General features: G+C 69.5%; 13 protein-coding genes and 1 pseudogene. 9 read left to right on the top strand and 5 right to left on the bottom strand.

The genetic code is table 11. The features are described 5' to 3' along the window. Positions 1-115 precede the first annotated feature (115 nt). The 6 genes and pseudogenes from OO70_RS36175 (at position 116) to OO70_RS36150 (ending at position 5827) form a co-directional block, all read left to right on the top strand. Entirely contained in the window at positions 116-1327 is a 1212-nt protein-coding gene (locus OO70_RS36175) for a phosphoglycerate kinase (RefSeq protein WP_043681019.1), read from the top strand. Between the two features lie 41 nt (positions 1328-1368). Then, complete coding sequence (gene tpiA, locus OO70_RS36170; RefSeq protein ID WP_043681016.1) at positions 1369-2124, top strand: triose-phosphate isomerase; 756 nt, start codon at positions 1369-1371, stop codon at positions 2122-2124. Between the two features lie 120 nt (positions 2125-2244). After that, positions 2245-2478, top strand: a complete 234-nt coding sequence (gene secG, locus OO70_RS36165; RefSeq protein WP_078651695.1) for a preprotein translocase subunit SecG — start codon at positions 2245-2247, stop codon at positions 2476-2478. A 208-nt stretch (positions 2479-2686) separates the two neighbouring features. Further along, a complete protein-coding gene (locus OO70_RS36160; protein WP_003957010.1) occupies positions 2687-3022 on the top strand; it encodes an RNA polymerase-binding protein RbpA in 336 nt (111 codons plus the stop codon). 132 nt (positions 3023-3154) lie between these two features. Continuing rightward, positions 3155-4423: an MFS transporter gene (locus OO70_RS36155; RefSeq protein WP_267881248.1), complete on the top strand. Its 1269-nt coding sequence runs from the start codon at positions 3155-3157 to the stop codon at positions 4421-4423. 54 nt (positions 4424-4477) lie between these two features. Beyond that, a pseudogene (locus OO70_RS36150) lies at positions 4478-5827 on the top strand (glucose-6-phosphate isomerase). A gap of 57 nt (positions 5828-5884) precedes the next feature. On the opposite strand, the gene pgl reads toward OO70_RS36150, so the two are convergent. Genes pgl through tkt form a run of 5 tightly spaced genes read right to left on the bottom strand, consistent with a single transcriptional unit; the run spans position 5885 to position 12587 of the window. Continuing rightward, positions 5885-6667 (bottom strand): 6-phosphogluconolactonase, encoded by a 783-nt coding sequence (gene pgl / locus OO70_RS36145; RefSeq protein ID WP_043681008.1) that lies wholly within the window; start codon positions 6665-6667, stop codon positions 5885-5887. Between the two features lie 6 nt (positions 6668-6673). Further along, a complete protein-coding gene (gene opcA, locus OO70_RS36140) occupies positions 6674-7822 on the bottom strand; it encodes a glucose-6-phosphate dehydrogenase assembly protein OpcA (RefSeq protein ID WP_043681005.1) in 1149 nt (382 codons plus the stop codon). Beyond that, on the bottom strand, positions 7819-9342 hold the full coding sequence (zwf, locus tag OO70_RS36135; RefSeq protein WP_043681003.1) for a glucose-6-phosphate dehydrogenase: 1524 nt from the start codon (positions 9340-9342) through the stop codon (positions 7819-7821). Before zwf ends, opcA begins: the two co-directional genes overlap by 4 nt. A 4-nt stretch (positions 9343-9346) precedes the next feature. After that, positions 9347-10465, bottom strand: a complete 1119-nt coding sequence (gene tal / locus OO70_RS36130; protein ID WP_043681000.1) for a transaldolase — start codon at positions 10463-10465, stop codon at positions 9347-9349. Positions 10466-10499: 34 nt separating this feature from the next. Next, complete coding sequence (tkt, locus tag OO70_RS36125; RefSeq protein ID WP_043680997.1) at positions 10500-12587, bottom strand: transketolase; 2088 nt, start codon at positions 12585-12587, stop codon at positions 10500-10502. Positions 12588-12943: 356 nt separating this feature from the next. Between tkt and OO70_RS36120 the strand changes: the two genes are divergently transcribed. The 3 genes from OO70_RS36120 to OO70_RS36110 all read left to right on the top strand — a co-directional run bounded on the left by OO70_RS36120 (position 12944) and on the right by OO70_RS36110 (position 15592). Beyond that, a complete protein-coding gene (locus OO70_RS36120) occupies positions 12944-13897 on the top strand; it encodes a heme o synthase (RefSeq protein WP_043680995.1) in 954 nt (317 codons plus the stop codon). Between the two features lie 75 nt (positions 13898-13972). Continuing rightward, complete coding sequence (locus OO70_RS36115; RefSeq protein WP_043680992.1) at positions 13973-14305, top strand: hypothetical protein; 333 nt, start codon at positions 13973-13975, stop codon at positions 14303-14305. 180 nt (positions 14306-14485) lie between these two features. Continuing rightward, positions 14486-15592 carry an amidohydrolase family protein gene (locus OO70_RS36110; RefSeq protein ID WP_043680990.1) on the top strand — a complete coding sequence of 369 codons (1107 nt, stop codon included), beginning with the start codon at positions 14486-14488 and terminating at the stop codon, positions 15590-15592. Positions 15593-15606: the final 14 nt, after the last annotated feature.

The raw sequence follows: 15606 nt of genomic DNA, 5'->3' as shown, positions 1-15606 counted from the left end.
GGCAACTCGATGTGAGTCAGGGCTCGGGCAGCGCACGCCGCGCTGTCCGAGCCCTGTGCTACGTAGTGATCGATCAGCCCTCTCGGATCCGAAGAGCCCCCTAGGAGTCCCTTTCATGAAGACGATCGACGAACTTCTCGCCGAAGGCGTGGCCGGCAAGCGGGTCTTCGTCCGCGCCGACCTCAACGTCCCGCTGGCCGACGGCCTCATCACCGACGACGGCCGCATCCGCGCCGTACTGCCCACGATCAAGGCCCTCGTCGAGGCGGACGCCAAGGTCGTCGTCGCCTCGCACCTCGGCCGCCCCAAGGGCGCCCCCGACCCGGCCTTCTCCCTGCTGCAGCCCGCCGAGCGCCTCGCCGAACTCCTCGGCGCGCCCGTCGCGTTCGCCCAGGACACCGTCGGCCCCGCCGCCCACGACGCGGTGAACGGCCTCGAACCCGGCCAGGTCGCGGTCATCGAGAACCTGCGCTTCAACCCGGGCGAGACCTCCAAGGACGACGTCGAGCGCGGTGAGTTCGCCGACCAGCTCGCCGCCCTGGCGGACATCTACGTAGGCGACGGTTTCGGTGCCGTGCACCGCAAGCACGCCTCCGTGTACGACCTGCCGGCCCGTCTGCCGCACTACGCCGGCTACCTCATCGCCACCGAGGTCGGCGTCCTGAAGAAGCTCACCGAGGACGTCAAGCGGCCCTACGTCGTCGCCCTCGGCGGCTCCAAGGTCTCCGACAAGCTCGCCGTCATCGACCAACTGCTCGGCAAGGCCGACCGCATCCTCATCGGCGGCGGCATGGCCTTCACCTTCCTCAAGGCCAAGGGCTACGAGATCGGCGCCTCCCTGGTCCAGGACGACCAGCTGCCCGCCGTCACCGAGTACGTCGAGCGCGCCGAGAAGAACGGCGTCGAGCTGGTCGTCCCGGTCGACGTCGTGACCTCGGCCGGGTTCCCGGACCTGAAGACGAAGGCCCCGTCCAACCCCACCACCGTCGCCGCGGACGCCATCCCCGCCGACCAGATGGGCCTCGACATCGGTCCCGAGACCGGTGCCCTGTACGCCTCGAAGCTCGCCGACGCGGCCACCATCTTCTGGAACGGTCCGATGGGCGTCTTCGAGCACCCCGACTACGCCGAGGGCACCAAGGCGGTCGCCCAGGCCCTTCTCGACTCCCCGGCCTTCACGGTCGTCGGCGGTGGCGACTCCGCCGCGGCCGTCCGCATCCTGGGCTTCGACGAGACCGCATTCGGCCACATCTCGACCGGCGGCGGCGCCTCCCTCGAATACCTCGAGGGCAAGACGCTCCCCGGCCTCGCCGCACTGGAGGACTGACCGTAATGGCTCCATCTATTTCTTCTGGACGCACGCCGATCATGGCGGGCAACTGGAAGATGAACCTCAACCACCTCGAGGCCATCGCCCACGTCCAGAAGCTCGCCTTCGCCCTCGCGGACAAGGACTACGAGGCCGTCGAGGTCGCCGTCCTGCCGCCCTTCACCGACCTGCGCTCCGTGCAGACCCTGGTCGACGGCGACAAGCTCAAGATCAAGTACGGCGCCCAGGACATCTCGGCGCACGACTCCGGCGCCTACACCGGCGAGATCTCCGGTGCGATGCTGGCCAAGCTGAAGTGCACGTACGTGGCGATCGGCCACTCCGAGCGCCGCCAGTACCACGCGGAGACCGACGAGATCGTCAACGCCAAGGTCAAGGCCGCGTACAAGCACGGCCTGACGCCGATCCTGTGCGTCGGTGAGGAACTCGACATCCGCGAGGCGGGCAACCACGTCGCCCACACGCTCTCCCAGGTCGAGGGCGGCCTCAAGGACGTCCCGGCCGAGCAGGCCGAGTCGATCGTCATCGCCTACGAGCCCGTGTGGGCCATCGGCACCGGCAAGGTCTGCGGCGCCGGCGACGCCCAGGAGGTCTGCCAGGCCATCCGCGGCAAGCTCGCCGAGCTGTACACGCAGGAGCTGGCCGACCAGGTCCGCATCCAGTACGGCGGCTCCGTGAAGTCCGGCAACGTCGCCGAGATCATGGCGCAGCCCGACGTCGACGGCGCCCTGGTCGGCGGTGCCTCGCTGGACGCAGACGAGTTCGTCAAGATCGCGCGCTTCCGCGACCAGTGAGTCGACCGGCGAGTCGAACCGTGAGTATGCGGTAGCGGCGATCCGTCGTACCCTTGCGGGGGCATAGCGCCAGCCGCTGTGCCCCTGTCGTCATCCGAATCCGAGGAAGTTGGTCCAGCCGTGGTTTTGGGGTTCTCGATCGCCCTGATCGTCTTCAGCCTGCTGCTGATGCTGCTGGTGCTGATGCACAAGGGCAAGGGCGGCGGTCTCTCCGACATGTTCGGTGGCGGAATGTCGTCGTCCGTCGGTGGTTCTTCGGTGGCCGAGCGCAACCTCGACCGCATCACCGTGGCGCTCGGTCTGCTGTGGTTCACCTGCATCGTCGTGCTCGGCCTGCTGATGAAGACGAACTGACCGCACGTTCCATACGCACATTCTGTACGTAAGGCCCCATGTTCGGTACGCGCAGCTGAGCGCGGCCTATCATGGGGCTTGCGTCTAGGTGTAGGGGCTGTAACTCCAACCACTGGACGCGCGTTGGGCCTTACGTAGACTGAGGCGCTCGCAACGGAGCGAAAACGCCGACTCGCTTCGCGGCACCATCACGCAGGGAGTTACGACCGTGGCAAGTGGCAACGCGATCCGTGGAAGCCGGGTCGGGGCGGGGCCGATGGGCGAGGCCGAGCGTGGCGAGTCCGCGCCCCGGCTGCGCATCTCCTTCTGGTGCTCCAACGGGCACGAGACGCAGCCCAGCTTCGCCAGCGACGCGCAGGTCCCCGACACCTGGGACTGCCCGCGCTGCGGCTTTCCCGCCGGACAGGACCGGGACAACCCGCCGGACCCGCCGCGCACCGAGCCCTACAAGACGCACCTCGCGTATGTACGGGAGCGGCGCAGCGACGCGGACGGCGAGGCGATCCTCGCCGAGGCGCTCGCCAAACTGCGGGGAGAAATCTAGGAGTTGAACCGGCCGGACGCCCACAAGGTGTCTGGCCGGAGCTGTTTCCCACCCCGGCGGCCGACCGGCTCCGGACCGATTGTCAGTGGCGCCCTCTACGGTTTGTGAATCGACGAATCGTGAGGGGGAGTCGTGACGACGGTCGAGGTGACGGGCGGTCATGTGCCCGCGTGGCGCGGGGGGTTCGGGCGGCTGTGGAGTGCCGCCGTGATCTCGCGGTTCGGGGATGCGCTGCGTACGGCCGCGCTGCCCCTGATTGCCGTGCGGCTCACGGACGATCCGCTCGTCATCGCCTCCGTCACTGCCTGCGGATACCTTCCCTGGCTGCTCTTCGGACTGCTGGGCGGGGCCGTCGCGGACCGGGTGGACCAACGGCGAGCGATGTGGGCGGTGGACTCGGTACGAGGGCTGCTCGTCGCCTCCTTCGCGCTCGCCGTCGGACTCGGCCACGCCTCGATCCCGCTGCTGCTCGCCCTCGCCTTCTGTCTGACCACGCTCCAGACCCTCTTCGACAACGCCTCCACGGCCCTTCTGCCGTCGCTGGTGGACCGCGAGGCGTTGGGCAGCGCCAACGCCCGGCTGATGACCGGCCAGCAACTCGCGGGCGGTCTGCTGGCCGGCCCGCTCGTGCCGCTGTTGCTGACAGCCGGCGCCTTCATGCCGTTCGCGGCCGACGCGAGCACCTATCTCCTGGCCGCCGCCCTCGTCGCCTCCTTGCGTATCCGCCCACCCGAGCGGGAGCCGCGCCCGGCCGGCAGCACCCTCCGGACGGAGATGGGGGAAGGCCTGCGCGCCCTGTGGAGCGACCGGGCGCTGCGCGCGACCTGCGTGGCCACCCTGCTGTGCAACATCGGCATGGGTGCCCTGATCGCCACACTCGTCCTGCACGTGACGCGCTGGCTGGACGCGGGCAACGCCGGATACGCCGCCGCGATGACGGCGTACTCGATCGGCAGCTTCTCCGGGGGCTTCGTCGCTCAGCGGATCGCGCGCCGTACCGGCCGGGTCCGGGCGCTGCTGGTCGCGGGGAGCGTCCAGACGTCGTCGCTGCTGCTCATCGGGACCGTCCGCCACCTGGCCGCCCTGGTCACGGGCATGCTGCTGCTCGGCGCCATGAACATGGTGTGGAACGTCAACCAGGTCACCCTGATGCAGCAGCGCAGCCCCGCGGCCATGGTCGGCCGCATCGCCTCCGCGTTCCGCACGTCCTCGACGTCGGGGGCCCCGATCGGCGCCCTGCTCGGCGGAACCGTGGCAGGGACCTACGGACTGAACGGCCCCGCCCTGCTCGCGGCAGCCCTCTTCGGCCTGGCCGTCGCCTCGTTGATACCCACGGTCAAGCCGGACGTACCTGTTGTTGCACCGGAGGACAACGGGACGACCGCTCGCGCCACGGGCTGATCAATTAGGTTGGAACCGGCCCCCAGGTCGGTAGGAAAGAAGGCTGAAGTCGCAATGAACGCAGACGGCCGTACCAGGCTCAACCAGACGCCCGAGTGGACCGCGTTGGCCAAGCACCGTGAGGAACTCGGCGAGGTGCAGCTGAGGGAGCTGTTCGCCGCCGACCCCGGACGGGGCACCGGCTACACACTCCGGGTCGGTGACCTGCACCTCGACTACTCGAAGCACCTCGTCACCGACGAGACACTACGGCTGCTGCACGCGCTGGCCGCCGCCACGGACGTGTTCGGGCTGCGGGACGCCATGTTCCGCGGCGAGAAGATCAACGTCACCGAGGACCGCGCGGTCCTGCACACCGCGCTGCGTGCCCCGCGCGACGCGGTGATCGAGGTCGACGGCGAGAACGTAGTGCCGCAGGTGCACGCCGTGCTCGACAAGATGGCCGGCTTCGCCGAGCGCGTCCGCTCCGGCGAGTGGACCGGCCACACCGGCAAGCGCATCAAGAACATCGTCAACATCGGCATCGGCGGCTCCGACCTGGGCCCGGCGATGGCGTACGAGGTGCTGCGCAGTTTCACCGACCGCGGCCTGACGGTCCGGTTCGTGTCGAACGTGGACGGCACCGACCTGCACGAGGCCACCCGTGCACGGACAACATGTTCGAGTTCTGGGACTGGGTCGGCGGCCGTTACTCCTACGACTCGGCGATCGGTCTCTCCCTGATGATCGCCATCGGCCCGGACCGCTTCCGCGAGATGCTCGACGGCTTCCACACCGTCGACGAGCACTTCCGCACCGCGCCCGCCGAGTCCAACGTGCCTTTGCTGCTCGGCCTGTTGGGCGTCTGGTACGGCAACTTCCACGACGCCCAGTCGCACGCGGTGCTGCCCTACAGCCACTACCTCTCCAAGTTCACCGCGTATCTGCAGCAGTTGGACATGGAGTCCAACGGCAAGTACGTGGGCCGGGACGGCCAGGAGGTCGACTGGCAGACCGGACCGGTGGTCTGGGGCACCCCGGGCACGAACGGGCAGCACGCGTACTACCAACTCATCCACCAGGGCACGAAGTTGATCCCGGCGGACTTCATCGGCTTCGCCGAGCCGGTGGCAGAGCTGAGCGACGGGCTCAAGGCGCAGCACGACCTGCTGATGGCCAACTTCTTCGCGCAGACACAGGCGTTGGCCTTCGGCAAGACGCCCGACGAGGTGCGCGCGGAGGGTGTGGCGGAGGAGCTGGTGCCGCACCTGGAACATCGACTCCTTCGACCAGTGGGGCGTCGAGCTGGGCAAGGTCCTCGCCAAGCGCGTCGAACCCGCCCTGACCGAGGGCGCCGACGTGCCCGGCCTGGACGCGTCGACGACGGCCCTGGTCGCCAAGTACCGGGAGCTGCGCGGGCGTTGAGACACGGAAGAGCCCGTACGACCGAAGTCGTACGGGCTCTTCAGCAACACGCAGGTGTTACGGAGAAGCCGGCGGATACAGCGCACGCGGCAGCTGTGAAGCCGCCGCCGCGTCCAGCAGCCACAGGGTGCGCGAGCGGCCCTGTGCACCGGCCGCCGGTGCCTGGATCTCGCCCGCGCCCGACAGGGCGATGGCCGCGGCCTCCGCCTTGTCCTCGCCGGCCGCGAGCAACCACACCTCACGGGCCGAGCGGATCGCCGGCAGGGTCAGCGTGACCCGGGTTGGCGGCGGCTTGGGCGCGCCGTGCACGCCGACGACCGTGCGCTCGGTCTCCCGTACGGCGGGCAACTCCGGGAAGAGCGACGCCACATGGGTGTCCGGGCCGACGCCCAGCATCAGGACGTCGAAGGTCGGGACGGAGCCATGGTTCTCGGGACCGGCGGACCGGGCGAGTTCCTCGGCGTAGCCTGCCGCCGCCGCGTCCACGTCGGCGCCGTAGGGACCGTCCGACGCGGGCATGGCGTGCACGCGCTTCGGGTCCAGCGGCACCGCGTCGAGCAGCGCCTCACGGGCCTGGGTGACATTGCGCTCCGGGTCGCCCTCGGGCAGGAACCGCTCGTCACCCCACCACAGGTCGAGCCGGCCCCAGTCGATGGCGTCCCGGGCGGGCTGACCCGCCAGAGCTGCCAGCAGACCGTTGCCGTTGCGACCGCCGGTGAGCACGATCGAGGCGTAGCCGCGCGAGGCCTGCGCGTCCACGATCTTCGTGATCAGCCGGGCCGCCGCGGCCTGGGCCATCAGCTCTTTGTCGCGGTGGACGACGAGTTGGGGAGTGCTCACTGCGGATCAGCCTTCTTGCTTCTTGACCGGGGGCATCTTCGCGGGAGTCGGCCGGTCGCTGTCGCCCTGGTCCGCCGAAGCCGAAGCCGAAGCCGAAGCCGAAGCCCCAGCCGAAGCGGAGGCCGAGGTCGACGCCGGAGCCGACGCGGGCGCCGCCTCCGGTACCGCGCGCACCGGCAGCGCCGGCACCGGCTGAGCCGCCGCCTCGGCCCGCTCCGCCGCCGACTGGATGCCGCCCAGCCGGTCCACGCCGAACCGCAGCGCGGACGCGTACGTGTCGTCCGGGTCGAGCCTGCGCAGCTCCTCCGCGAGCAGCTCGGACGTCTCGCGGCGTTTGAGCGCCACCGCGCGGTCCGGCTGGCCGGGCAGCGCCAGCGTGGCCATAGCCCCGTCCGACCGGTGCAGCGTGATGGGGCCGCCGGACGTCTCCAGGCGCACCTGGGTCAGACCGGGACCCGCGGAGATCGCCCGCCGGACATGCACATGGAGGCGGTCGGCGAGCCACATCGCGAGCAGTTCGACGCTCGGGTTGGACTCCTCGCCCGCCACCTCGACGGAGACGATCTCCGAGTCGACCTGGTCGAGCGCGGCGGCCAGCATCGAACGCCACGGGGTGATCCGGGCCCAGGCCAGGTCGGTGTCACCCGGCTCGTAGCTCTCGGCGCGGGACCGCAGCTCGTCGACGGGCTTCTCCGCCGCGTAGCTGTCGGTGACCCGGCGCTGGCTCAGGGCGCCCAGCGGGTCGCTCGACGGGTCGCGCGGCGCGTCCACCGACCACCAGACCACCACCGGCGCGTCCGGCAGCAGCAGCGGCAGCACCACGGACTGGGCGTGGTCGGAGACCTCGCCGTACAGCCGCAGGACGACCGTCTCGCCGCTGCCCGCGTCCGTGCCCACCCGTACCTCGGCGTCGAGGCGGGACTGGGTGCGGTCCCGGGGCGAGCGCGAGACGCGCTTGATGACGACGAGCTTGCGGGAGGGGTGCTCGCGCGACGCGTCGCTGGCGGCCTTCAGGGCGTCGTAGGCGTTCTCCTCGTCCGTGACGACGACGAGGGTGAGCACCATGCCGACGGCCGGGGTCCCGATGGCGCGGCGGGCTTGCACCAGCCCCTTGTTGATCTTGCTGGCAGTGGTGTCGGTGAGGTCTATCTTCATGGCCGGCGCCAGCTCCGTCCCTCTCGTGCGAGCATTTCGTCCGCCTCGACCGGACCCCACGTACCCGACTGGTACTGCGCGGGCTTGCCGTGCTTGTCCCAGTAGCGCTCGATCGGGTCGAGGATCTTCCAGGACAGCTCGACCTCCTCGGTGCGCGGGAAGAGGTTCGAGTCGCCGAGGAGGACGTCGAGGATGAGGCGCTCGTACGCCTCCGGGCTGGACTCCGTGAACGACTCGCCGTAGGCGAAGTCCATGGACACGTCCCGGATCTCCATCGAGGTGCCGGGCACCTTGGAGCCGAAGCGGACCGTGACGCCCTCGTCGGGCTGGACGCGGAAGACGATCGCGTTCTGGCCCAGCTCCTCCGTCGCCGTGTGGTCGAAGGGGGAGTGCGGGGCGCGCTGGAAGACCACCGCGATCTCGGTGACCCGGCGGCCGAGGCGCTTGCCGGTGCGCAGGTAGAAGGGGACGCCCGCCCAACGGCGGTTGTCCACCTCGACCTTGATGGCCGCGTAGGTGTCGGTCTTCGACTTGGGGTCGATGCCGTCTTCCTGGAGGTAGCCGACGGCCTTCTCGCCGCCCTGCCAGCCCTCGGCGTACTGCCCGCGGACCGTGTTCTTGCCCAGGTCCTTCGGCAGCCGCACCGCGCCGAGCACCTTCTCCTTCTCGGCGGCCAGCGCGTCGGCGGAGAAGGAGGAGGGCTCCTCCATCGCGGTCAGCGCCATCAGCTGGAGCAGGTGGTTCTGGATGACGTCACGGGCGGCGCCGATGCCGTCGTAGTAGCCGGCCCGGCCGCCGATGCCGATGTCCTCGGCCATGGTGATCTGCACATGGTCCACGAAGGACCGGTTCCAGATCGGCTCGAACATCGTGTTGGCGAAGCGGAGCGCCAGGATGTTCTGGACGGTCTCCTTGCCGAGGTAGTGGTCGATGCGGAAGACCTGGTCCGCGGCGAAGACCTCGTGCACGACCCTGTTGAGGTCCTCGGCCGACTTGAGGTCGTGGCCGAAGGGCTTCTCGATGACCGCGCGGCGCCAGGAACCCTTGTCCTGGTCGGCGAGACCGTGCTTCTTCAGCTGCTGGATGACGACCGGGAACGAGCGCGGCGGCACCGACAGATAGAAGGCGAAGTTGCCGCCCGTGCCCTGTGCCTTGTCCAGTTCGTCGATCGTGTCGCGCAGCCGCTCGAACGCGTCGTCGTCGTCGAAGGTGCCCTGGACGAAGCGCATCCCCTGGACGAGCTGCTGCCAGACCTCCTCACGGAACGGCGTACGGGAGTGCTCCTTGACGGCGTCGTGGACCTCCTGTGCGAAGTCCTCGTGCTGCCACTCGCGCCGGGCGAAGCCGACGAGCGAGAAACCCGGCGGCAGCAGACCCCGGTTCGCGAGGTCGTACACGGCGGGCATCAGCTTTTTGCGTGACAAATCGCCTGTGACGCCGAAGATGACCAGGCCCGACGGCCCCGCGATACGCGGGAGCCGTCGGTCGGCGGGGTCACGCAGCGGGTTGCTGCTCGACAAGGTTTCAGCCCTCCGAGGGGGCGAGGCGCGAAAGCTCCGCCTCGGTCGACTTGAGCAGGTCGGTCCAGGCCGCCTCGAACTTCTCGACGCCCTCGTCCTCCAGCAGCTGGACCACTTCGTCGTACGAGATCCCGAGCGCCTCGACCGCGGCGATCTCGGCGCGGGACTGCTCGTAGGTACCGGAGATGGTGTTCCCGGTGATCTGGCCGTGGTCGTCGGTGGCCTCGAGAGTGGCCTCCGGCATGGTGTTCACCGTGTTCGGCGCCACCAGGTCGTCCACGTACAGGGTGTCCTTGTACGCCTTGTCCTTGACGCCGGTGGAGGCCCACAGCGGACGCTGCTTGTTGGCCTGCGCCTTGTCGAGGGCGGCCCAGCGCGGCGTCGAGAAGACCTCTTCGTACGCCTCGTAGGCGAGCCGCGCGTTGGCGAGACCGGCCTTGCCGCGGGCGGCCTTGGCCTCGTCGGTGCCCAGCGCGTCGATCCGCTTGTCGATCTCGGTGTCCACGCGGGACACGAAGAAGGACGCCACGGAGTGGATCTTCGCCAGGTCCAGGCCGCGCTCCTTGGCCTTCTCCAGGCCGGCGATGAACGCGTCCATGACCTCGCGGTAGCGCGCCAGCGAGAAGATCAGCGTGACGTTGACGCTGATACCGAGGCCGATGACCTCGGTGATCGCCGGGAGGCCCGCCCGGGTGGCCGGGATCTTGATCAGGGTGTTGGGCCGGTCCACCAGCCAGGCCAGCTGCTTGGCCTCGGCGATGGTCGCCGCCGTGTTGTGGGCCAGCCGCGGGTCGACCTCGATCGACACCCGGCCGTCCTGGCCGCCGCTCGCGTCGAAGACCGGGCGCAGGATGTCGGCGGCGTCACGGACGTCCGCCGTCGTGATCATGCGGATGGCTTCCTCGACGGTCACCTTGCGGGCGGCGAGGTCGGTGAGCTGCTGCTCGTAACCGTCGCCCGACGAGATGGCCTTCTGGAAGATCGACGGGTTGGTGGTGACGCCCACGACGTGCTGCTGGTCGATCAGTTCGGCGAGGTTGCCGGACGTGATCCGCTTGCGCGACAGGTCGTCCAGCCAGATCGCGACGCCTTCCTCGGAGAGGCGCTTGAGTGCGTCTGTCATGGAAAATGCATCTCCTACGTGTCGTTTGTCAGCGTCAGCTCTGGGCGGCGGCGAGGGATTCCCGCGCCTTGGCGGCCACGTTCTCGGCAGTGAAGCCGAACTCCTGGAAGAGCACCTTGCCGTCGGCGGAAGCCCCGAAGTGCTCCAGGGAAACGATGCGACCGGCGTCCCCGACGAACCGGTACCAGGTCAGACCGATCCCGGCCTCGACCGCGACCCGCGCCTTGACGGACGGCGGCAGCACGCTCTCCCGGTACCCCTGGTCCTGCGCGTCGAACCACTCCACGCAGGGCATGGACACGACCCGCGTCGGCACACCGGAGGCCTCCAGCTGCTCGCGCGCCTCGACGGCCACGTGCACCTCGGAACCGGTACCGATGAGGATCACCTCGGGCGTACCCGTGGACGCCTCGAACAGCACATAGCCGCCCTTGGCCGTGTCCTCGTTGGCCTCGTACGTCGGCACGCCCTGGCGGGTCAGCGCGAAACCGTGCGGGGCGCCCTCGCCGTAGACCTTCGTGTAGCGGCGCAGGACCTCGCGCCAGGCGATGGCCGTCTCGTTGGCGTCGGCCGGGCGGACCACGTTCAGGCCCGGGATCGCGCGCAGCGACGCGAGGTGCTCGACCGGCTGGTGGGTCGGGCCGTCCTCGCCGAGACCGACGGAGTCGTGCGTCCACACGTACGTCACCGGCAGGTGCATCAGCGCCGACAGTCGTACGGCGTTGCGCATGTAGTCGGAGAAGACGAGGAACGTACCGCCGTAGGCACGGGTGTTGCCGTGCAGCGTGATGCCGTTCAGCTCCGCGCCCATCGAGTGCTCGCGGATGCCGAAGTGGATCGTGCGGCCGTACGGGTTCGCCTCCGGCAGCGGGTTGTCCGCCGGGAGGAACGACGAGGTCTTGTCGATCGTCGTGTTGTTCGAGCCCGCGAGGTCGGCGGAGCCGCCCCACAGCTCGGGGATGACCGCGCCGAGCGCCTGGAGCACCTTGCCGGACGCGGCACGGGTGGCGACACCCTTGCCCGCCTCGAACACCGGGAGCTTGTCCTCCCAGCCGGCCGGCAGCTCGCCCGAGGCGATGCGGTCGTACTCGGCGGCGCGCTCCGGGTTGTTGGTGCGCCACTCCTGGTACGACGGCTCCCACGCGGCCTTGGCCTCGCGGCCCCGGTCCAGCGCCTGGCGGGTGTGCTTGAGGACGTCGTCGGAGACGTCGAAGGACTTCTCCGGGTCGAAGCCGAGAACGCGCTTGGTGGCCGCGACCTCGTCGGCGCCGAGCGCCGAGCCGTGCGCGGCCTCGGTGTTCTGCGCGTGCGGCGCGGGCCAGGCGATGATCGAGCGCATCGCGATGAACGACGGCTTGTTCGTCACCTTCTTCGCGGCCTCGACGGCGTTGTAGATGGCGTGCGGGTCGAGGTCGCCGTCCGGCTTCGGGGCGACGCGCTGGACGTGCCAGCCGTAGGCCTCGTAGCGCTTGACGGTGTCCTCGGAGACCGCGGTCTCGGTGTCGCCCTCAATGGAGATGTGGTTGTCGTCCCACAGGAGGATGAGGTTGCCGAGCTCCTGGTGGCCCGCCATGGAGGACGCCTCCGCGGAGATGCCCTCCTGGAGGCAGCCGTCACCGGCGATCGCGAAGATGAAGTGGTCGAAGGGGGACTCGCCCTGCGGGGCGTCCGGGTCGAACAGACCGCGTTCGTAGCGGGCGGCCATGGCCATGCCCACGGCGTTGGCGACACCCTGGCCCAGCGGGCCGGTCGTCGTCTCCACGCCGGTGGTGTGGCCGTACTCGGGGTGACCCGGAGTCTTGGAGCCCCAGGTGCGGAACGCTTCCAGGTCGGCCAGCTCCAGGCCGAAACCGGCCAGGTAGAGCTGCGTGTAGAGGGTCAGGGACGAGTGACCGGCGGACAGCACGAACCGGTCGCGGCCGACCCAGTCGGCGTCGGCGGGGTCGTGGCGCATCACCTTCTGGAAGAGGGTGTACGCGGCCGGGGCCAGGCTCATCGCCGTACCGGGATGGCCGTTACCGACCTTCTGTACGGCATCGGCGGCCAGGACGCGGGCGGTGTCCACCGCCCGCTGGTCCAACTCGGTCCACTCGAGGTCTGTGGTGGTCGGCTTGGTGCTCACCCTGGGTCAGGGCTCCTCTCCACATGTCACGCATGTCGAATGCCGGTGCACGCGGCGCCCACCGGCCGTTGTCGAGCCTACCCCCGTAAGAACGTGCATTTTTTCGAGTCATTCCAGACTGCCGGGACTCTCGCGGATCCGCCTCCCGACTGGTCCCTTTCGTATTCGGCAACTGAATACGGAGGTGCTCGTTCGAGTGCTCAACAGAGTGGCGATCAGCTCTTCCGGGGGTGCCTCCCAACACGACCCCACCCCCGCGAATGTCCGGGTCTGGGCAACGTCTACAGTGGCGTGGTACGCGCGAGCCTTTACGGGGAGTTCACACCCGGAGGCTTGCTGGGATGTCTCTGTCAGGGGTGTGCGTGACGGCCGTTGAATCCCGTCCAGCGGGGATTGTCGGGGCGAGCCAGAGCCCGAGCCGGCGGCCGATCGGGGCCCGGATCATGGCGTTCGTGGCGCTGACGAAGCCGCGGATCATCGAGCTGCTGCTGATCACCACCGTCCCGGTGATGTTCCTGGCCCAGCAGGGTGTGCCGGACCTCAAGCTGGTCCTCCTCACCTGCGTCGGCGGGTACCTCTCCGCCGGCGGCGCCAACGCGCTCAACATGTACATCGACCGCGACATCGACGCGCTCATGGACCGCACCTCGCAGCGCCCCCTGGTCACCGGCATGGTCAGCCCCCGAGAGTGCCTCGCCTTCGGCTTCACGCTGGCGGTCGTCTCGACCCTCCTCTTCGGCCTGACCGTCAACTGGCTGTCGGCCTGGCTGGCGCTCGGAGCACTCCTCTTCTATGTCGTCGTTTACACGATGATCCTCAAACGCCGCACTTCGCAGAACATCGTGTGGGGCGGCATCGCCGGCTGCCTCCCGGTCCTCATCGGCTGGTCCGCGGTCAAGGACTCCATGTCCTGGGCGCCGATCATCCTCTTCCTCGTCATGTTCTTCTGGACGCCGCCGCACTACTGGCCGCTGTCCATGAAGGTGAGGGACGACTACGCGCGCGTGGGCGTGCCGATGCTCCCGGTCGTCGCCTCCAACAAGGTGGTCGCCCGGCAGATCGTGATCTACAGCTGGGTGATGGTCGCGGTCTCGCTGCTGCTCACGCCCCTCGGCTACACGGGCTGGTTCTACACCCTGGTCGCGCTGCTGGCCGGCGGCTTCTGGTTGTGGGAGGCGCACGGGCTGCAGAACCGCGCCAAGGCCGAGGTGACGGGCGGCAAGCTCAAGGAGATGCGGCTGTTCCACTGGTCGATCACCTATGTGTCGCTCCTGTTCGTGGCGATCGCGGTGGACCCCTTCCTGAGGTAGTGCGTCTCCTCCTGAGGCAGGAGTCACTCACCCCGCCCGTCGCCGTTCGATCTACCCGTCGGTAGCATCCTGGCCATGGCAGACACGCAGCAGGTTGACGCGAAGGCCGAGCGCCAGGTGGCCCGCCTCGCCAAGCAGATCGGCACCTTCTCCAAGGCACACGGCGGGGCCGAGGGCCAGGTCGCGTACATCGGCGAACGCGGCGCCCGCATCGTCCTCGTGGGCGAGGACGGCGGCTGGGGCGACCTGGTGGCCACGACCTACGAGATCGCCCAGCAGGCGGTCGAGAAGTCCGGGATCACGGTCCACGAGGACTTCGACGGCGAGTTCGCGGCGAAGGTGAAGACGGGACCGTACGAGTGGACCCGCATGGCGGGTATCCAGGTGGGCGGCCCGAGCAACGGTTGATCAGCGCCCCAAAGGGGCGCGAGGAACTGCGCGACCGGCCCCCACGGACCGTCGATCGCTGACGAACCCGCACCCCCTCCCCCTGGCGCCCCCTCACACGGGGTGCGTACGAGCAACACCTCACCCCCGGTTCACCCGTTAGGACCTGAGGAGCGCAAGGTCCAGCCATGGGGAGCCCGGATGATCGAAACGCCGTCCCTCGTGGACCAGTACTGCCACGGCGTACTGAGAACGGAGCTGGGCCTCGGCACCTTCGAGGCCCAACTCGCCCGCACCGAGGGCCCACCCGCACCCGGCACGACCCTGTTCGACACCCAGACAGGATTCGCCGTACGACGATGGTGCCCACCCCTGCTCGGCCTCGAGCCGCACTGCCCGCCCGCCCGTTATCTCGCCCGGCGCCGTGAACTCGGCGTACTGGAAGCGGGCCGCAGGCTGCTGCGCGGCAGTGGCATCACGACGTATCTGATCGACACAGGCCTGCCCGGCGACCTCACGGGCCCCGCCGAGATGGCGACGGCGGGCCAGGCGGACGCACGGGAGATCGTCCGCCTCGAACTCCTCGCCGAACAGGTCGCCGACACCTCCGGCACCGTCGAGTCCTTCCTCGCCAACCTCGCCGAGTCGGTGCACGGCGCGGCGGGCAGCGCGGTGGCCTTCACGTCGGTGGCGGGCGTACGGCACGGTCTCGCACTCGCGCCCGAGCCGCCCGGCCCGGGCGAGGTGCGGGGCGCGGCGGGCCGTTGGCTGGCGGATCGGCGGGTCGGCGGACCGCTCAGCGATCCAGTGCTCCTACGACACCTGCTGTGGATCGCCGTAGCCTCCGGGCTGCCTCTCCAACTGCACGCCGGACTGGGCGAACCAGGCGTCCGCATCGACCGCACCGACCCCGTCCTGCTCACCGACTTCGTGCGGGCGACGGCCGGGCTGGGCACGGACCTGGTGCTGCTGCACAGCTACCCGTACCACCGGCACGCGGCCCATCTCGCGGGTGTCTTCCCGCATGTCTACGCCGACTCCGGCGCCGCGCTGGTCCGCACCGGCGCGCGTGCCGCGACCGTGCTCGCCGAGATCCTGGAGCTGGCCCCTTTCGGCAAGATCCTCTTCTCCAGCGGGGCCCACGGACTGCCCGAACTGCACGTCGTGGGCGCGCGGTTGTTCCGCGAGGCGCTCGGCCGGGTGCTCGGTGGCTGGGTCGCCGAGGGGGCCTGGTCGCTGGCGGACGCGCAACGCGTGGCGGGACTGATCGCGGTCGGCAACGCAAAGAGGGTGTACGGGCTCGAGTGAGCTGTACAGACTGG

The sequence above is a fragment of the Streptomyces xylophagus genome, assembly GCF_000716435.1.
Classification (GTDB): domain Bacteria; phylum Actinomycetota; class Actinomycetes; order Streptomycetales; family Streptomycetaceae; genus Streptomyces; species Streptomyces xylophagus.
This window is presented reverse-complemented; position numbering and strand designations above follow the sequence as displayed.

Bases quoted from the DNA above. Each gene is read 5' to 3' on its own strand.
- OO70_RS36115 (WP_043680992.1), top strand. From the start codon at position 13,973: ATGGCAGACACGCAGCAGGTTGACGCGAAGGCCGAGCGCCAGGTGGCC.
- OO70_RS36175 (WP_043681019.1), top strand. From the start codon at position 116: ATGAAGACGATCGACGAACTTCTCGCCGAAGGCGTGGCCGGCAAGCGG.
- tal (WP_043681000.1), bottom strand. From the start codon at position 10,465: ATGACAGACGCACTCAAGCGCCTCTCCGAGGAAGGCGTCGCGATCTGG.
- OO70_RS36110 (WP_043680990.1), top strand. From the start codon at position 14,486: ATGATCGAAACGCCGTCCCTCGTGGACCAGTACTGCCACGGCGTACTG.
- tpiA (WP_043681016.1), top strand. From the start codon at position 1,369: ATGGCGGGCAACTGGAAGATGAACCTCAACCACCTCGAGGCCATCGCC.
- opcA (WP_043681005.1), bottom strand. From the start codon at position 7,822: ATGAAGATAGACCTCACCGACACCACTGCCAGCAAGATCAACAAGGGG.